14 protein-coding genes and 2 pseudogenes are annotated in these 14,895 nt (G+C 49.8%); 14 read left to right on the top strand and 2 right to left on the bottom strand.

Annotation, left to right across the window (positions count from 1 at the left end; translation table 11 throughout):
• Nucleotides 1-321: 321 nt before the first annotated feature.
• From NA330_RS12710 to NA330_RS12695, 4 genes are read left to right on the top strand one after another with little or no spacing between them, the layout of a single operon-like run.
• Entirely contained in the window at nt 322-2,556 is a 2,235-nt protein-coding gene (locus NA330_RS12710; RefSeq protein ID WP_000011526.1) for a type VI secretion system Vgr family protein, read from the top strand.
• 59 nt (nt 2,557-2,615) lie between these two features.
• Nucleotides 2,616-3,074: a DcrB-related protein gene (locus tag NA330_RS12705; RefSeq protein WP_000186513.1), complete on the top strand. Its 459-nt coding sequence runs from the start codon at nt 2,616-2,618 to the stop codon at nt 3,072-3,074.
• Between the two features lie 15 nt (nt 3,075-3,089).
• A complete protein-coding gene (locus NA330_RS12700) occupies nt 3,090-7,790 on the top strand; it encodes an RHS repeat-associated core domain-containing protein (protein WP_072103196.1) in 4,701 nt (1,566 codons plus the stop codon).
• Nucleotides 7,791-7,803: 13 nt separating this feature from the next.
• Nucleotides 7,804-8,223 carry a tetratricopeptide repeat protein gene (locus NA330_RS12695; RefSeq protein WP_023242254.1) on the top strand — a complete coding sequence of 140 codons (420 nt, stop codon included), beginning with the start codon at nt 7,804-7,806 and terminating at the stop codon, nt 8,221-8,223.
• Between the two features lie 48 nt (nt 8,224-8,271).
• Here NA330_RS12695 and NA330_RS12690 read toward each other — a convergent pair whose 3' ends face one another.
• Nucleotides 8,272-8,547, bottom strand: a complete 276-nt coding sequence (locus NA330_RS12690) for a SymE family type I addiction module toxin (RefSeq protein WP_023242253.1) — start codon at nt 8,545-8,547, stop codon at nt 8,272-8,274.
• Nucleotides 8,548-8,683: 136 nt separating this feature from the next.
• On the opposite strand from NA330_RS12690, the pseudogene NA330_RS12685 reads away from it, so the two are divergent.
• The 5 genes and pseudogenes from NA330_RS12685 to NA330_RS12665 form a co-directional block, all read left to right on the top strand.
• A pseudogene (locus tag NA330_RS12685) lies at nt 8,684-8,856 on the top strand (RHS repeat-associated core domain-containing protein); the annotation flags it as partial.
• 24 nt (nt 8,857-8,880) lie between these two features.
• Nucleotides 8,881-9,120, top strand: coding sequence for a hypothetical protein (locus tag NA330_RS12680; protein ID WP_124743976.1), 240 nt, complete (start codon nt 8,881-8,883; stop codon nt 9,118-9,120).
• 556 nt (nt 9,121-9,676) lie between these two features.
• Nucleotides 9,677-9,901: a hypothetical protein gene (locus NA330_RS12675; RefSeq protein WP_023138331.1), complete on the top strand. Its 225-nt coding sequence runs from the start codon at nt 9,677-9,679 to the stop codon at nt 9,899-9,901.
• A 92-nt stretch (nt 9,902-9,993) separates the two neighbouring features.
• Nucleotides 9,994-10,461, top strand: coding sequence for an exported pathogenicity island protein (locus tag NA330_RS12670; RefSeq protein ID WP_023242252.1), 468 nt, complete (start codon nt 9,994-9,996; stop codon nt 10,459-10,461).
• 315 nt (nt 10,462-10,776) lie between these two features.
• Nucleotides 10,777-11,055: a hypothetical protein gene (locus NA330_RS12665; RefSeq protein WP_077905245.1), complete on the top strand. Its 279-nt coding sequence runs from the start codon at nt 10,777-10,779 to the stop codon at nt 11,053-11,055.
• A 65-nt stretch (nt 11,056-11,120) separates the two neighbouring features.
• Here NA330_RS12665 and NA330_RS12660 read toward each other — a convergent pair whose 3' ends face one another.
• Complete coding sequence (locus tag NA330_RS12660) at nt 11,121-11,435, bottom strand: SymE family type I addiction module toxin (RefSeq protein WP_001539118.1); 315 nt, start codon at nt 11,433-11,435, stop codon at nt 11,121-11,123.
• A gap of 52 nt (nt 11,436-11,487) precedes the next feature.
• On the opposite strand from NA330_RS12660, the gene NA330_RS12655 reads away from it, so the two are divergent.
• The 5 genes and pseudogenes from NA330_RS12655 to safB all read left to right on the top strand — a co-directional run bounded on the left by NA330_RS12655 (nt 11,488) and on the right by safB (nt 14,887).
• Nucleotides 11,488-11,685 carry a transposase gene (locus tag NA330_RS12655; RefSeq protein ID WP_001224073.1) on the top strand — a complete coding sequence of 66 codons (198 nt, stop codon included), beginning with the start codon at nt 11,488-11,490 and terminating at the stop codon, nt 11,683-11,685.
• Nucleotides 11,619-12,192, top strand: a pseudogene (locus NA330_RS12650) (integrase core domain-containing protein); the annotation flags it as partial. The gene NA330_RS12655 and the pseudogene NA330_RS12650, both read left to right, overlap by 67 nt.
• A gap of 756 nt (nt 12,193-12,948) precedes the next feature.
• Nucleotides 12,949-13,443 carry a hypothetical protein gene (locus NA330_RS12645; RefSeq protein ID WP_000800124.1) on the top strand — a complete coding sequence of 165 codons (495 nt, stop codon included), beginning with the start codon at nt 12,949-12,951 and terminating at the stop codon, nt 13,441-13,443.
• Between the two features lie 131 nt (nt 13,444-13,574).
• Nucleotides 13,575-14,072, top strand: a complete 498-nt coding sequence (locus tag NA330_RS12640; RefSeq protein WP_023165498.1) for a Saf-pilin pilus formation protein SafA — start codon at nt 13,575-13,577, stop codon at nt 14,070-14,072.
• Nucleotides 14,073-14,146: 74 nt separating this feature from the next.
• Nucleotides 14,147-14,887 carry a pili assembly chaperone SafB gene (gene safB, locus NA330_RS12635; RefSeq protein WP_000691917.1) on the top strand — a complete coding sequence of 247 codons (741 nt, stop codon included), beginning with the start codon at nt 14,147-14,149 and terminating at the stop codon, nt 14,885-14,887.
• Nucleotides 14,888-14,895 lie beyond the last annotated feature (8 nt).

Raw genomic sequence — 14,895 nt, 5'->3', positions numbered from 1 at the left:
GTAATGAGCACCAATGATAAAGTATATGACTGGCGGTGTGCTGGTTATTAATCAAATTTCTATAAAATGCAATGTGAATCTGGTAAGCGTAATAAAAATAAAATCATAATATTGTTATATTCATTTCCTTATTTATGTAATTCAGTATTTATGTTATGTGCTAATTTTTGTGTTTTTATTTTCATGGCTCTTGTCAGCAATATACCCTGTTCTTCTGGTAAATATTTAAATATAACAGGCTGGTTGCATTATAAAGTGCGGGGCACTGTTTCCTGACGGTGAGTCTATTTATTTTAATCCGGTATTAAAGGAGTCACTACCATGAGTTTTGTATCCACAAATAATAAATCCGGTATGGGAGGGCTGACGACAACCACGCCGCCGATAACCGGAGAAAGTGGCGGTGTCACCGCAGATTCAGTCGCCGGAAGCGTGGCAGATGCGGCGGAAGCCGCCGTGGAACAGGCTGCGGGATCGCTGTTTGGCGCATTGCCGGAGCCATCAGGACTGGTGAAAGCCGCGGTGGCAGCGGCGCAGGCTGCCGCCGCCGCAGGTATGGCGCAGGATGCGGTATCGGCCATCGTCTCTGCTGTTGCAGGCGGGCCGGGGGCGCATAATGTGACGGTCAGCGGCAGCGCCGTACCGCCGGGCGCATTACTGTTCGCCAGCCTGGACGGCGGCGAAACATTAAGTGAACTGTTCAGCTATGTGGTACAGCTAAAAACGCCCGACACCCTGAATCTGGGCTATGTCTCCCCGGCGGCCAACCTGCCGCTCAAACCGATGGTGGGCAAAGATCTGTGCGTCAACATCGAACTGGATGGTGGCGGTAAACGACATATCAGCGGGCTGGTCACGGCGGCGCGGGTGGTGGGCCATGAAGGGCGTTCGGTTACCTATGAGCTGCGTATGGAGCCGTGGGTAAAACTGCTGACCCACACCAGCGACTACAAAGCATTCCAGAATAAAACCGTGGTGGATATTCTGGATGAGGTGCTGGCGGAATACCCCTACCCGGTGGAAAAGCGGCTGGTGGAAAGCTACCCGGTACGTACCTGGCAGGTGCAGTACGGTGAAACTGATTTTGATTTTCTTCAGCGACTGATGCAGGAGTGGGGCATCTACTGGTGGTTTGAGCACAGCGAGGACAGCCACACGCTGGTGCTGGCGGATGCCATCAGCGCCCACAAAGCATGTCCGGACTCGCCGCTGGTCGAGTGGCACCAGGAAGGGCTGAAGCTGGACAAGGAGTTTATCCACACTATCACGGCAAACGAGAGTCTGCGGACTGGCCAGTGGGTGCTGGATGATTTCGATTTTACGAAGCCACGTTCATTGCTGGCAAACACGGTGGCAAACCCGCGTGAAACCGGTCATGCCACCTACGAGCATTATGAGTGGCCGGGAGACTACTTCGACAAGAGTGAAGGCGAGATGCTGACGCGCATTCGTATGGAAGCGCAGCGCAGCCCCGGCAGTCGAGTGCTGGGGGGAGGGAATATCCGCACACTCATGACCGGTTATACCTTCACGCTGGAAAACTATCCCACTGCCGAAGTCAATCAGGAATACCTGCTGATGCAGACCTTGCTGTTTGTGCAGGACAACGCGCAGCACAGCGGGCAGGACCAGCACTTTACCTTTTCCACCCGTTTTGAACTGCACCCCACCCGCGAGGTGTTCCGCCCGCAGCGGACGGTGAGCAAACCCCACACCAAAGGGCCGCAGAGCGCCATCGTCACCGGCCCGGCGGGCCAGGAAATCTGGACGGATCAGTACGGGCGGGTAAAGGTACAGTTTGGCTGGGATCGCTACGGCAAAATGGATGAAAACAGCTCCTGCTGGATACGCGTCAGCTACCCATGGGCGGGCAAAGGCTTCGGGATGATCCAGATCCCGCGTATCGGCCAGGAAGTGCTGGTGGATTTCAAAAACGGCGATCCGGATCTGCCGATCATCGTGGGGCGTACCTACAACCAGGACACCATGCCGCCGTGGGGACTGCCGGGCGCGGCAACACAGAGCGGGATATACAGCCACACTATCGGCGGCGGACCGACCAATGCCAACGCTCTGCGTTTTGAAGATAAACCCGGTAGTGAAGAGGTCTGGCTACATGCTGAAAAAGATCAGCGTATTGAAGTTAATAATAATGAAAGTCACTGGGTGGGGAATAATCGGGTTAAGGTCATTGACCAGTCAGAAATAGCCACTATTGGCGCTGTCCGCGACCATAAAGTTCAGTATGACGATACCTCTCTGGCCGGAGGAAATAAAACCATTCAGACGGTAAAAGAGTTATATCTGGCAGCGGGTGATTCTATTACCCTGAGTTGTGGTGACACCGTTCTGTACATGAGCAGTAAGGGGGAATTTTACGTAACCTGTAAAACGTTCAATATTACTGCAACAGATGCCGATGGTCAGATTAATACTATAAAAGGGCAGCTGGATTTAAATATGGATAAAAGAGAACCCAAAGTGGGAACATTTGGTGAGTCAGAAAAAACAGCAATGGCAGCAGTAATTAAGGAAACTTTCCCACCCAAAGAATAGTTTTTATTTTAGTGCCGGACTTATCAACACTTTCAGACCAAAAAGGATTTTATATAATCATGACGAACTATTATATCAACGAAGCCATCTTGAGTTTCTCCGGTAATATATCCCAGGACAGCACCCTCAATATGATCCGCCTGAGCGATCCGGATGCGGCGCTGATTATCAGCCGCGGCAAAATGCAGGACGGTGATGAACTGGCGTCCCAGGTTGAACAACAGATGAAAAAACTGGAAAAGCAGGTTAAGGAACTGCGTTATACGCCAGCACAGGTTGTCCGGCTGGGTATTGACGGGAAAATGGAAGGGCTGGAAATACAGAGTCAGTTCATCCGGGGTAATGAGCATGTATATCAGTACCAGGCGGTATTTGTGCTACAGAGCAGCCGGGTAATGATGGCCCTGACCTATGCCCGCTCAACAGCGTTAACCGAAGCGGATAGGGGGCGCTGGGCGGATATCAAAAAGAATCTGCGTTTCAGGTTGGACCCGGAAAACACGGCAACCGGACAATAACACAGGGAGTGTGGTATGGGAGAAGCATTCTGGGCGGCAAGGGAAGGCGACGCGCTGCTGCATACGTCCTTTCTGGCAGATCTGGTGGGCAGTGCGCTGGAATTCGCCATCAATGCGGTTATTGATTTTGCGGCACTGGCTGTTGTGGCGCTGGCGACGGGGGCTACGGTGGCAACGCTGGGATGCAGCGCCGTATTACTTGTGGGGACCGTGGTCGGCGCGACGATGTTGCTGAGTGGCGCCGGGGAGAAAATCAGTAAAGCCTGTGAAGACATAGCCAACAGCCTTTTTCCGCCGAAAATTGAGGGATATATCCTGACCGGCTCAGGCGACACCCGGATTAACAGCAAACGGGCGGCGCGGGCGGCGGCAACGGCATTATCACGCCATGATGTGGAAACCCTGGACGCGCAGGCGCAGGCAGAGGCAGAAGAAGAAAAACGCAGGCAGGACGCCAAATCAATGTGGGATGTGGCCGGGGAATATCTGGATGCAGTAAAAGGCCGGGCAGAGAATATGGCTAAGGGCGTCGTTTCCGTGGTGAGCCGGATGGGATCAGCGGAAGGATGGGCCTCGCTGGGAAATGATGCTCTGGCAGAGGCGGACGATATGCTTTCCGACACGGGCCACTTTATTTCAGAGATGTGGCAGCCCACGGTGGCAACGGCATATCCGGGGTCTGACCCGAAACAGGATGATAAAATCGACTGCCACAAACATCCCTCTTCATTCACCCAGTTTATGGCGCAGAAACTGCAGGCGCTGACGGATGACCCGGTGGGGACGGTACTGGGGGCGATGAACACTTTCGATGTGCTGGAAACCGGTTTTCAGGCGGCAAGCGCGCTTATCGGCAGCGTGTCGAACCTGTTCAAAGGCGACGATGAGCCGCCCGCAGCAGAATATATCGCCGAAGGGACGCGGGATGTGCGTATCAACAGCCAGCCTGCGGCGCGCAGCGGGGTACGCTGTACCTGCGAGGCAAAAGTGGTGGATGAGCCTGAGAACGGCGTACATGTATCCGGTGATGTACGTATCGGCGGGCCGCTTCTGGTGGTACGGGATATCAAAAGCGGTAAGTCACAAATAACCCTGGTGACCACCATTGCGCTGACGTTCATGCAGCCCGGACGGGCGTCAGCTAAAAGTGCCTGCTTTATGATGGGATTGGGCATTAACATGATGGTTCAGAAGGCGGGGAGTGCGCTGAACCGCCCGGTAAACGCCGCCACCGGAGCCAAGTACCTGGCAGGCGATGATGACGTTGATTTCAGTCTGCCCGGCCACTTCCCGCTGGAGTGGCAGCGGACCTACAGCAGCCGTGATGAACGGACGGAGGGGATGTTCGGGCGGGGCTGGAGCGTGCTGTATGAAGTGTGCCTGGAGCGTACGCCGGACAACCCGGATGAAAACTGCATGACGTATGTGGCCCCGATGGGACGGCGAATTGACCTGCAGGCGATGGAGCCGGGGAGCGGTTTTTACAGCCCCGGCGAGGGGCTGGCAGTGCGGCGCAGCGAACAGGGCCACTGGCTTATCAGCAGTGATGACGGCGTGTACAGGCTGTTTGAAGCGGACCCGTTCAGCCCACAGCGTCGGCGGCTGAAAATGCTGGGCGACCGCAACAGTAACTGCCAGCACCTGACCTACGACAACCACGGGCGTCTGGTGGAAATCAGCGGCGATCGGCAGCGCCCCTGCATCCGGCTGCACTATGAGCTGGCAGCGCACCCGCAGCGCGTGACGCGCATCTTCCGCCATTACCCGGAAGGGGAGCCGGAGCTGCTGCGGTGTTACCGTTACGATGAGGCGGGGCGGCTGAACGGGGTGGTGGACAACGCAGGTCAGTATCAGCGCGAGTTTGCGTATGACGACAACGACTGCATGACGATGCACCGGGAGCCGGGCGGCGAACGGTATTACTACTCCTGGGCGTGGTTTGAAGGCCCGGACGATGCGGCGTGGCGGGTGACGGGCCATCATACGGACAGCGGCGAGCAGTACCGACTGGACTGGAATCTGGCAGAACGCTCGCTGTGCGTGACGGATAGCCTGGGGCGTACGCGCTGCCACTGGTGGGATGCGCAGGGCCAGGTGACGGCGTACCGGGACGAGGCCGGGCAGATGACCACTTTCCGCTGGAGCGATGAAGAGCGGTTACTGCTGGGGATGACGGACGCGCAGGGCGGCAAATGGCGTTATGTCTATGACCGTCTCGGCCACCTGACGGAGACGCATGACCCGCTGGGCCGGGTTGAGCAGACGCAGTGGCATCCGGTGTGGCACCAGCCGGAAACGGAGGTGGATGCCGCGGGAGCGGCGTGGCGTTATGAGTATGATGAGCGGGGCAACCTGCAGGCGGTCATCGACCCGCTGCACCAGCGCACGGTATACGGGTATGACCGGCACGGTCAGGTGGTGCGGATAACCGACGCGCGGGGCGGGGATAAATACCTGCAGTGGAACGAAGACGGGCAGCTTATGCGCCACACGGACTGTTCTGGCTCGCAGACGGCATGGTTTTATGATGAACGCACGCGGCTGGAAAGGGTGACGGACGCGGAGAGTAACAGTACGCGTTACAGCTATGACGGCAACGGACATCTGACGGAGGTCATGTTCGCGGACGGGCGTACGGAGCGTTACCAGCCGGATGCGGCGGGACGGCTGGTGAAATACACCAGCCCGGCAGGGCAGATAACACGCTGGCAGCGGGACGGTCAGGGGCGGGTGCGCAGGCAGACGGATGCGACGGGGCACAGGACGGCGTATGAGTACGACGCTTACGGGCGGCTGACCACGCTCACGAACGAGAACGGGGAAAGCTACCGGTTCCGGTACGATGTTCTGGACCGGGTGACGGAACAGACGGACCCCGGCGGCAGCCGCCGGGCATACGGGTATAACGCGCTGAATGCGGTGACGGCGGTGATATACGGCGGGGAGCGCGGGGGAGAAATCCGTCACGGTCTGGAGCGTGATGCGGCGGGGAGGCTGACGGCGAAAACCACGCCGGAGACGCGCACGGAATACCGGTACGACGCGGCGGACCGTCTGCTGGAAATCCGCCGCAGGCGGCATGATGCGGCGGAAGGCGGAGAGCCGGAAGTTATCCGGTTCAGCTACGACAGTGCGGGTAACCTGCTGAGCGAGGAGACGGCGCAGGGCGTGCTGCAGCACCGGTACGATGTTCAGGGCAACCGCACAGAAACGCAGATGCCGGACGGGCGGACGCTGCGGTACCTGTACTACGGGAGCGGCCATCTCCAGCAAATCAACCTGGGGCGTGATGTCATCAGCGAGTTCACGCGTGACCACCTGCACCGTGAGGTGCAGCGGAGCCAGGGGCGGCTGGACACGCGGCGGATGTACGACCGGACGGGCCGGTTAACGCGGAAACTGACCTGTAAAGGAATGCGCGGTGTGGTGCCGGAGACGTTTATTGACCGGGAATATGCGTATAGCGGCCAGGACGAGCTGCTGAAAAAGCGGCACAGCCGGCAGGGGGTGACGGATTATTTTTACGACACGACGGGGCGCATCACGGCGTGCCGGAATGAGGCATACCTGGACAGCTGGCAGTACGACGCGGCGGCGAACCTGCTGGACAGGCGGCAGGGAGAGACCGCGCAGGCGGGTGCAGGCAGCGTGGTGCCGTTCAACCGGATAACGTCATACCGTGGGCTGCATTACCGTTACGATGAATATGGCCGGGTGGTGGAAAAGCGGGGCCGCAACGGTACGCAGCACTACCGCTGGGATGCGGAGCACCGGCTGACGGAAGTGGCGGTCATCCGGGGGAGCACCGTACGGCGTTACGGGTACGTGTACGACGCGCCGGGCAGGCGGGTGGAGAAGCACGAACTGGACGCGGAAGGAAAGCCGTATAACCGGACGACGTTTTTATGGGACGGAATGCGGCTGGCGCAGGAGTGCAGGCTGGGAAGAAGCAGCAGCCTGTATATCTACAGCGACCAGGGGAGCCACGAGCCGCTGGCGCGGGTGGACAGGGCCGCGCCGGGCGAAGCGGATGAGGTGCTGTATTACCATACGGACGTAAACGGCGCGCCGGAGGAGATGACGGACGGCGGGGGCAATATTGTCTGGGAAGCGGGCTATCAGGTATGGGGGAACCTGACGCATGAAAAAGAAACCCGGCCCGTACAGCAGAACCTGCGTTTCCAGGGGCAATATCTGGACAGGGAAACGGGGCTGCATTACAATTTATACAGATTTTATGATCCGGATATCGGGAAGTTTATATCGGGCGATCCAATCTCGCTGAGGGGCGGAATAAACTTATATGCGTATGCACCGAATCCTCTGTCATGGATCGATCCGCTTGGATTATCTTGTCGTAATGATTATTTAGGACGAACTCCGGGAAAAAATAGCCGGACGGGGCGAGAAGTCATAGCTCGAATGAGGCAGAATGGCGATGTGCTGGATGTCAATGGACAGACAATTTTCAAAGCATCGGATGGAAATTGGTATCCATTGCGTGAAGCTGATATGTCACATACAACAGATGCCGTAACATGGTGGAATAATACTGGTAGATATTTAGGTCCGAAATCTAAGCCAGTCAGAAATTGGATGCTGGATTCGAACAATTACTATCTGGATCATTATTCACTTAACCGTTCTGCTGGTGCTCAACTCGGTCAGGTATACTTGCCGCCAGTACCACCTACACCGCCACCAATAGTGAAATAAGGAATATCAAATTATGGCGTCATTTAACCCTTTAATACTTAAGATGATCGGTGAAGGTAATGCACTCTATTCTCAGGGGAAATTTGATGAAGCAATAGATAACTCCATTTCTGTTTTAAATGAATTAGATATAATCTATGGGGACAGATATAAAAGTGAAGAGGCTCGGTTAGTAATGATGAGCTTATATGATATCTATTTTTCTCGTGGTGATTATATAGAAGCAAAAAAGTGGGCGTCTGATATTTTTAAGTGCAATATTCCTGATGTTGCCACATCCGAATTAGTTAATTTAGGTGCTGTTTGTTTGGAGTTAGGTGAAAATGATGAAGCCTATGAATGCTTTATGAAAGCCTACTCGAAGGGTAAGAATAGAGCATTCAAAGAATACCCATCTAAATATTGGGAATTTTTTAAATCAAAGCATAAATAAATAATAAAAGCCGGGAGGATATTTAAATCTTCCCGGCTCTTTTATTATTTAATTTCCGTTCACCACATCATTTACTCCCGCCTTAATATGCTTCATCGACTTTTTCACCTGATAAAGCTCCTTCCGTAGATCCCTCACTTCGTCCGTCTCTGCAATCAGGATCAAACACCCCTCGGAGATCTTCACGGTCACGCTCGCCCCGGTATCAAATCCCTCTTCTGCCAGCCAGTCGCCCTTAAGATGCTGGCTGGGGATTTGTGAGTAACAGGTGGTCATGCAGGTTTCGCTGTTGATGTGGCGGACGCTGACGCCGGAGGCATTCATATTTGCTGACTAAATAAATTCTTATTTATCCGCCGGATGCTGGCTGATTGTGGAGCTCAGGGTGAGTGAGTATGGGCGCGACATCCTGGCACCGCGCCTCCCTCTCCCCGGCCAGTACCGGGCGGTGATGAGCAACCGGCTGCCGGGGCCGTATTTTGACGATGAAACGGGCCTGCATTAAAATCTGTTCAGATATTATGCACCGGAGTGTGGCAGGTTCGTCAGTCAGGCCCGACAGGGCTGAAAGGGGGATTAAATCCTTACCACTATCCGTTGAATCCCGTCACAGATACAGATCCGCTGGGATTGTTTACATGTGAATTATGTAGTCGCATGATAGATGAGACTAATAATAGTCTGGATAGTCTTCCATTTAATCCGGCAAAAATGTTAACGGCTAGTTTAAATATGGCTAATTCTGCAAGATTGCACGCAAGTGGGGTAGCCAAACTCGGGATAGGTATTGCTGCTGATGGATTGGTTATATTGTCTCCAGTGGGCAATGTTTCTCTGGCATGGGGGGCGTGGAATATCAAATTGGCAACTGCTTCATATAACAGGGCAAATTTATGATTATCAGAATCACTTAATGAAACCGACAAGGATAGGTGCTGCAAAAATTTATTAGGTGTATTGCCTTATAGTGAACAGTTTGACGATCCAGATGAGCTATCAATTAGCGATGTGTGTAAAGAGAAATTCCATAACATGATGGATTCTCCAATGAATTTCATCAAAAAGATAGGGACATTGATGTTTGATGAATATGATTAATAAAATATCCATGTTGATCTTTATTATTGGAAGTGTAATCGCGATAATATGGATGTTATATGCCACTTTATCGAAAAGAGGGATGTTTAGAGATAATCTTAAAAAAATAATCAAGATAATATGTGATTTATTTTGGGGGATAAGCTGATAACTCTGAGTAAAGAATATCAGAGACTGTACATGAAATTATTAATCCTTCGTTGAATAAAAGCCGGGAAATCATTATAGGCGGATAACCGCATCACGGAAGATATGCAGTAACTGTACCGGTATGACTGTTACGGGAGGCTGACGCCAGAGCAGATGGTGGGGCAATTGGAGCTGGAGTACACACCCCCAAAGGAAAGAGAGGTTTGTGCGTATTATTCATTGTGTGATCATTGCGGTACAGGTACTTCTGCTGGTTTGTTATTCACAATATCAGCCCCTGATGCTGATTTATTACCAGGAATATCAGAGTCTGGAGGGGATTCTTATGGAGGCACTTCTTGCGGGAATGGCTTATACAGATGCTTGTGATCAAACTGATAGTTATAAATATACAAAAGGTGTGAGTATGGGACCCGGATTTGGAGACTAGGGGGAACTCACATGCTCCCGGCATTCGAGGTGTCTATCGGAGATTTTCGATCTGATGGATAAGGGATATGATTGGTTATCAGGTGAATTCAAGTGAAAAGAAATAGATTTTTTCTATCGTTACTATTTATGGTGTTGATTGTGTTGTTCGTTATTCTATTTTTTACATGGTTAGGTAGAGAGAATATTAAAAATGATAGCGCTATTCGAGAAGTTGCGAAAGAAGAAGTTGATAAGCTTTTTTCTCTTTATAATGAAGGGGAGTATGCTGAGATATATGATTTGTCATGTGACTCTTTCAAAAATGCCACTGCGAGAAAAGATTTTTTAACAGTTATGGGAACTAAAATGAAAATACTCGGTGAATTTAAAGGGCGAAAACTTCAATATAGTAATGTCATTAATTCAAAATCCGTGGAGTTATATTATAGAGTGGACTATATTAACTATTCTTTAATTGAAGAATTTAACTATATTAAAAATGATGGACAAAAAATATGCTTGCAAGCAATGTTTACGGATGATGCGGGGAAACATGGGGAGGTAATTAAATTACATTAACGTGTGATAACTCCAGTTAGAGCCTATCCCAATGCGATGAAGAATTGGGGCTGTATTATAACTAGCACCGTTCTATAATCCGGGACTGGGAAGGTATATTACGCAGATCCAATAGGGCTGAAAGGGGGATGGACCGATATTATTATCCTCTGAATCCTATTACAGATAGTGATCCTCTTGGCCTTATTACTTGTGGTGCTGATAGAGGTGATTCTGGCAAGTTATTAAGATGAAAAATGGTTGAAAATAATTGCATTAGTGAATGCTTATTTACGTCTTTACCTACAAAAAGTAACGGATTTGCCTTCTGGAGTTGTGTTAACGAATGCAAATAAAATCAAGGCTGTTGATGTTTTTACTACAGGAATAAGTATGGTTAACGATAAGGATACAGCTATATTAATTAGTGATTTAATGTTGAGATTCGGTAAGGGACTTGATGAATCTGTTGCTGTTGTTCAGTCCCGTTGTGATGAGGATGAATTTAAGGTATATCGAGAAGCGGTTGGTTTTATCATGGGTGAAATGCTTATTAAAATAATGAATCCATTATATGAAAAACATCCAGAAATAAAACCAAAAGGATTGAAATAAAACATCTGGAGCCGGATGGATAATATGTAAAAGCCGGAGGGTTATCTTTTCCCGGCTTTTTATTATCAATTACTCATTAACTCCTGTTCCGTTCTTTTGCGTTTAATCACCGGAATATCTCCGGTATTGTTCAGCGCCCCCAGGAGTTTTTTTAACCACTGTTCTGCACTCCGTTTATTAATGCGGGTTACGCCCATCCCTTCAATACAGACAAAGAGTCCGCGGGTATGCTGCGGCGTGATCACGATGCAATCCCTCATTACCCGCACCTTGACGGGCATCCCGTTAATAAACCCCGCCTGCGGCATCCATTCACCGTACAAACGAACTGAAAGTCTCTCAACGCGTGAGTATGTAAGTATCCCGCATAATCGAGCCATTCACATTTAGAGATCATCCGACATAATCAATCTGCCAACGCAGGAGATCGCTATGCGTAAAGCCCGTATTACTGCGCACCAGATCATCGCTGTGATTAGATCAGTCGAATCCGGACGGACTGTTAAAGATGTCTACCGGGAGGCCGGTATTTCTGAAGCCACCAGGGACAACTGGAGGTCTGGATACGGCGGCAGGGATACGCGTGGAATCACAAAAGGCTCCACCGTATTTACTGTCTGCTCAAGCTGAATTTTCGCCGTAAGGGTAAACAACGGCTGCCGGTACGCAATCCCTCGCCACTGGTCACGCCGGAAGCGCTGAACCAGAGCTGGTTTATGGGAGTCGTTTTCGCACGTTCAATGTTGTTGATGACTGTAATCGTGAAGCGTTGTCGATTGAAATCGATCTGAATCTGCCAGCTCTGCGAGTGGTCCGTGTACTCGACAGGATTACAGCAACCGCGGTTATCCGGCCATGCTGCGTATGGATAAGGGACCGGAATTTATCTCGCTGGCACTGGCTGAATGGGCAAAGAAACATGCAGTAAAGCTGGCGTTTATCCAGCCGGGTAAGCCGAAGAAAAACGTTTTCATCGAGCGTTTTAACCGGACATACCGTACAGAAATACTCAATTCTTATCTGTTCAGAACGCTGAATGAGGTGCGGGAAATTACGGATAAAGGGTTATCAGAATATAACTGCGAACGTCCATATGAATCGCGGAACAATATGATACCGGAGGAATACCGCCAATAACGTTATCTGGCCGGAATCTTAAAAATGCATGGAACTAAAACGGGTCTATTTACAGGGGCACCTGCGATGAATTTCGCTGCACTGAAAAGCGATACCGGATGAGAGTTGCTTCAAATTAATGTGCCATGTTCACGGGGAGGTGGTGCGACGTTTGCATAATCCAGCAAGAACTGAAAGGAAGGGGAGAGCTTTTTCATGCCTGTATAATCAGTCTGACCTGTGTCAGTCAGCTCTTAGTGTTGAGACTCTCGTTGGAGCGTTATAATTGCTTTTCCGTTTCGGAAAACAAGATTTTCCATTAAAGATCTTCCCTGCGAGGAAAAGTTAACTAATAATCTTACCGTCGAGTTAGGAGATGTATGTTTAAATATAAACAATGTTGCAACGATGCCTGATAATTATCCTCTCTTCGAAGATAAGTTTCCCACACCCAGTGTGGTGGGTGTCATTGTAATGTTATCACTTGAATGTAAATGGAAGGTATAATTGCTTTTTGACTAGTATTCTATTCCACCCTGACAACACGATGTTAACATCAACACTGTTTATATTGGCAATAACGCAATTTTTTTCAGATTAAGAGGTGCTCTGATATATAGATTTTTATGACATTACTTGTTTGAATTGGTAACAAATACCAATAAGTACAAGTTGTTATTACCAGTCACGGATTTTCCCATATGGTAAAATTATGTTATGGCATCATAACATTCTGGATGTGCAATTTTAACTTAGTTTTAAAGAGGTTTCTTTTCAATGAAAAACGTAAAAAAATTAATTATCGCAAGCGTGTTGAGCATGATAACTGCTAGTTGTTATGCTGGTTCAATCGTGGTGGGCTCAGAGCAACAAAGTTCAGTGGATATTGGCTTTGTCTCTCCCCAGCAGTTGAGCGTAACATTTGCTCCAGTGGCGGGCTTAAAGGCTGGGGCGATTAAGTCTAATACGGAGATTGCGACTATTGCAGTTAGTTCTGTTGCTGCTAAACAATTCGCGATCGCAGCGGATTTTAAGGCAAAGGATGTCATGAATGGCGATACATGGACTTTATATGGTAAAAATACTGGCAAAGGAATCAAAGTGTATTTCTATGGTGAGACAACCTCACCAAAGGGGAATGTAAATTACAATGGGCATCAGTGGATCATATATGATATTAACGACAAACTTGGTGTTAAACTAGCTGGAGATCAGAACATCCCAGCTGATGTCTTCCCAATGACTGTAAACATAGCGGCATATCAAGCTTAATAGTAAGCAACTTCTATTAAGTATTATTAAGTCTTAAAGTATTCCCAGCTACAGGCTTTTCTGTACGGTGAATTTTGGTATGACATTATTCATTCTTGATGTCTGGGGGATTTTGAAAAGGTGGATTTCCGATGAAAAACATAAAAAATTTAATTATCGCAAGTGCATTAAGCATTATGGCTGCTAGTTGTTATGCCGGCTCGCTCGTGCCGAATACAAGCACTGGCGTGTCGGCGGATGTAAATTTCAGTAATCCTGGACAACTACAAGCACAGCTTACTCCAGTGTCTGGCTTGGTGGCAGGGCCTCATAAGGGTGATGAGGCTATTGCTATGCTTTTGGTAAGCGGTTCGAGCAAACAATACGCGGTAACGGGAGATTATTCTAAACCTGAAGTAGTGGGCAACGACAGCGATGTGTGGACGGTAACTGGTAAAAGTGGTAATACCATTAAAGTTACCTTTGGGGGGGTAGGCTGTGCCAATAAAGGTTCATTAGTGGATGGTGCTTCGCATAAGTGGTGGGTATATGACATGGCAGATAAAGTCGCTGTGAAATTGTCTGGATCACAAACGGTAAAGGCTGATACTTATCCAGTGACGCTACACATAGCGGAGTATCAAGCTTAATAGTAAACAACTTTTATTGCGCCTTATTAAGGCGCAATAAATATCAAGTCATACTTTTTTTTATAACTTGTAATATGAAAATTATTAGTTTTGGTGTAATGGCGGCTGTTTTATTCGTCTCTAATTCTATAACTCCTCCAGTGTATGCCTCTGAGCAGAAATTAAATTTAAACACTAAATCATTCAGCGTGAAGCTGGGGGCTACACGGGTGATTTATCACGCTGGTACAGCTGGAGCCACGCTCTCGGTGAGCAACCCGCAGAATTACCCTATTTTGGTTCAGTCTTCAGTCAAAGCAGCAGACAAAAGTTCGCCTGCTCCCTTTTTGGTGATGCCGCCTCTATTTCGTTTAGAAGCGAACCAGCAGAGTCAACTGCGTATTGTCCGTACTGGTGGTGACATGCCAACGGATCGTGAAACTTTACAGTGGGTCTGTGTAAAGGCGGTACCACCCGAAAATGAACCGTCGGATACACAGGCTAAGGGCGCGACCCTTGACCTCAATTTGTCCATCAACGTCTGTGATAAGCTGATTTTCCGCCCGGATGCCGTGAAGGGGACGCCGGAAGATGTTGCAGGAAATTTAAGATGGGTGGAGACGGGCAACAAACTTAAGGTGGAGAACCCCACCCCGTTTTACATGAATTTAGCCTCCGTCACAGTAGGGGGAAAGCCCATTACAGGGCTTGAGTATATCCCCCCCTTTGCTGACAAAACACTAAATATGCCAGGTGGCACTCGTGGTGATATCGAGTGGAGCGTTATTACAGACTTTGGTGGTGAAAGTCATCCGTTCCACTACGTCCTTAAATAAATCCAGGG

It is taken from the genome of Salmonella sp. NW722 (assembly GCF_051702785.1).
GTDB lineage: Bacteria > Pseudomonadota > Gammaproteobacteria > Enterobacterales > Enterobacteriaceae > Salmonella > Salmonella enterica.
The sequence above is the reverse complement of the archived record's forward strand: the minus strand, read 5'-3'. Positions and strand labels throughout refer to the sequence as shown.

What these genes read in the sequence shown, in the direction of transcription:
- NA330_RS12680 (WP_124743976.1), top strand. Translation starts at nt 8,881, where the DNA reads ATGATAGATGAGACTAATAATAGTCTGGATAGTCTTCCATTTAATCCG.
- NA330_RS12690 (WP_023242253.1), bottom strand. Translation starts at nt 8,547, where the DNA reads ATGAATGCCTCCGGCGTCAGCGTCCGCCACATCAACAGCGAAACCTGC.
- NA330_RS12705 (WP_000186513.1), top strand. Translation starts at nt 2,616, where the DNA reads ATGACGAACTATTATATCAACGAAGCCATCTTGAGTTTCTCCGGTAAT.
- NA330_RS12700 (WP_072103196.1), top strand. Translation starts at nt 3,090, where the DNA reads ATGGGAGAAGCATTCTGGGCGGCAAGGGAAGGCGACGCGCTGCTGCAT.
- NA330_RS12645 (WP_000800124.1), top strand. Translation starts at nt 12,949, where the DNA reads ATGAAAAACGTAAAAAAATTAATTATCGCAAGCGTGTTGAGCATGATA.
- NA330_RS12695 (WP_023242254.1), top strand. Translation starts at nt 7,804, where the DNA reads ATGGCGTCATTTAACCCTTTAATACTTAAGATGATCGGTGAAGGTAAT.
- safB (WP_000691917.1), top strand. Translation starts at nt 14,147, where the DNA reads ATGAAAATTATTAGTTTTGGTGTAATGGCGGCTGTTTTATTCGTCTCT.
- NA330_RS12710 (WP_000011526.1), top strand. Translation starts at nt 322, where the DNA reads ATGAGTTTTGTATCCACAAATAATAAATCCGGTATGGGAGGGCTGACG.
- NA330_RS12640 (WP_023165498.1), top strand. Translation starts at nt 13,575, where the DNA reads ATGAAAAACATAAAAAATTTAATTATCGCAAGTGCATTAAGCATTATG.
- NA330_RS12660 (WP_001539118.1), bottom strand. Translation starts at nt 11,435, where the DNA reads ATGGCTCGATTATGCGGGATACTTACATACTCACGCGTTGAGAGACTT.
- NA330_RS12655 (WP_001224073.1), top strand. Translation starts at nt 11,488, where the DNA reads ATGCGTAAAGCCCGTATTACTGCGCACCAGATCATCGCTGTGATTAGA.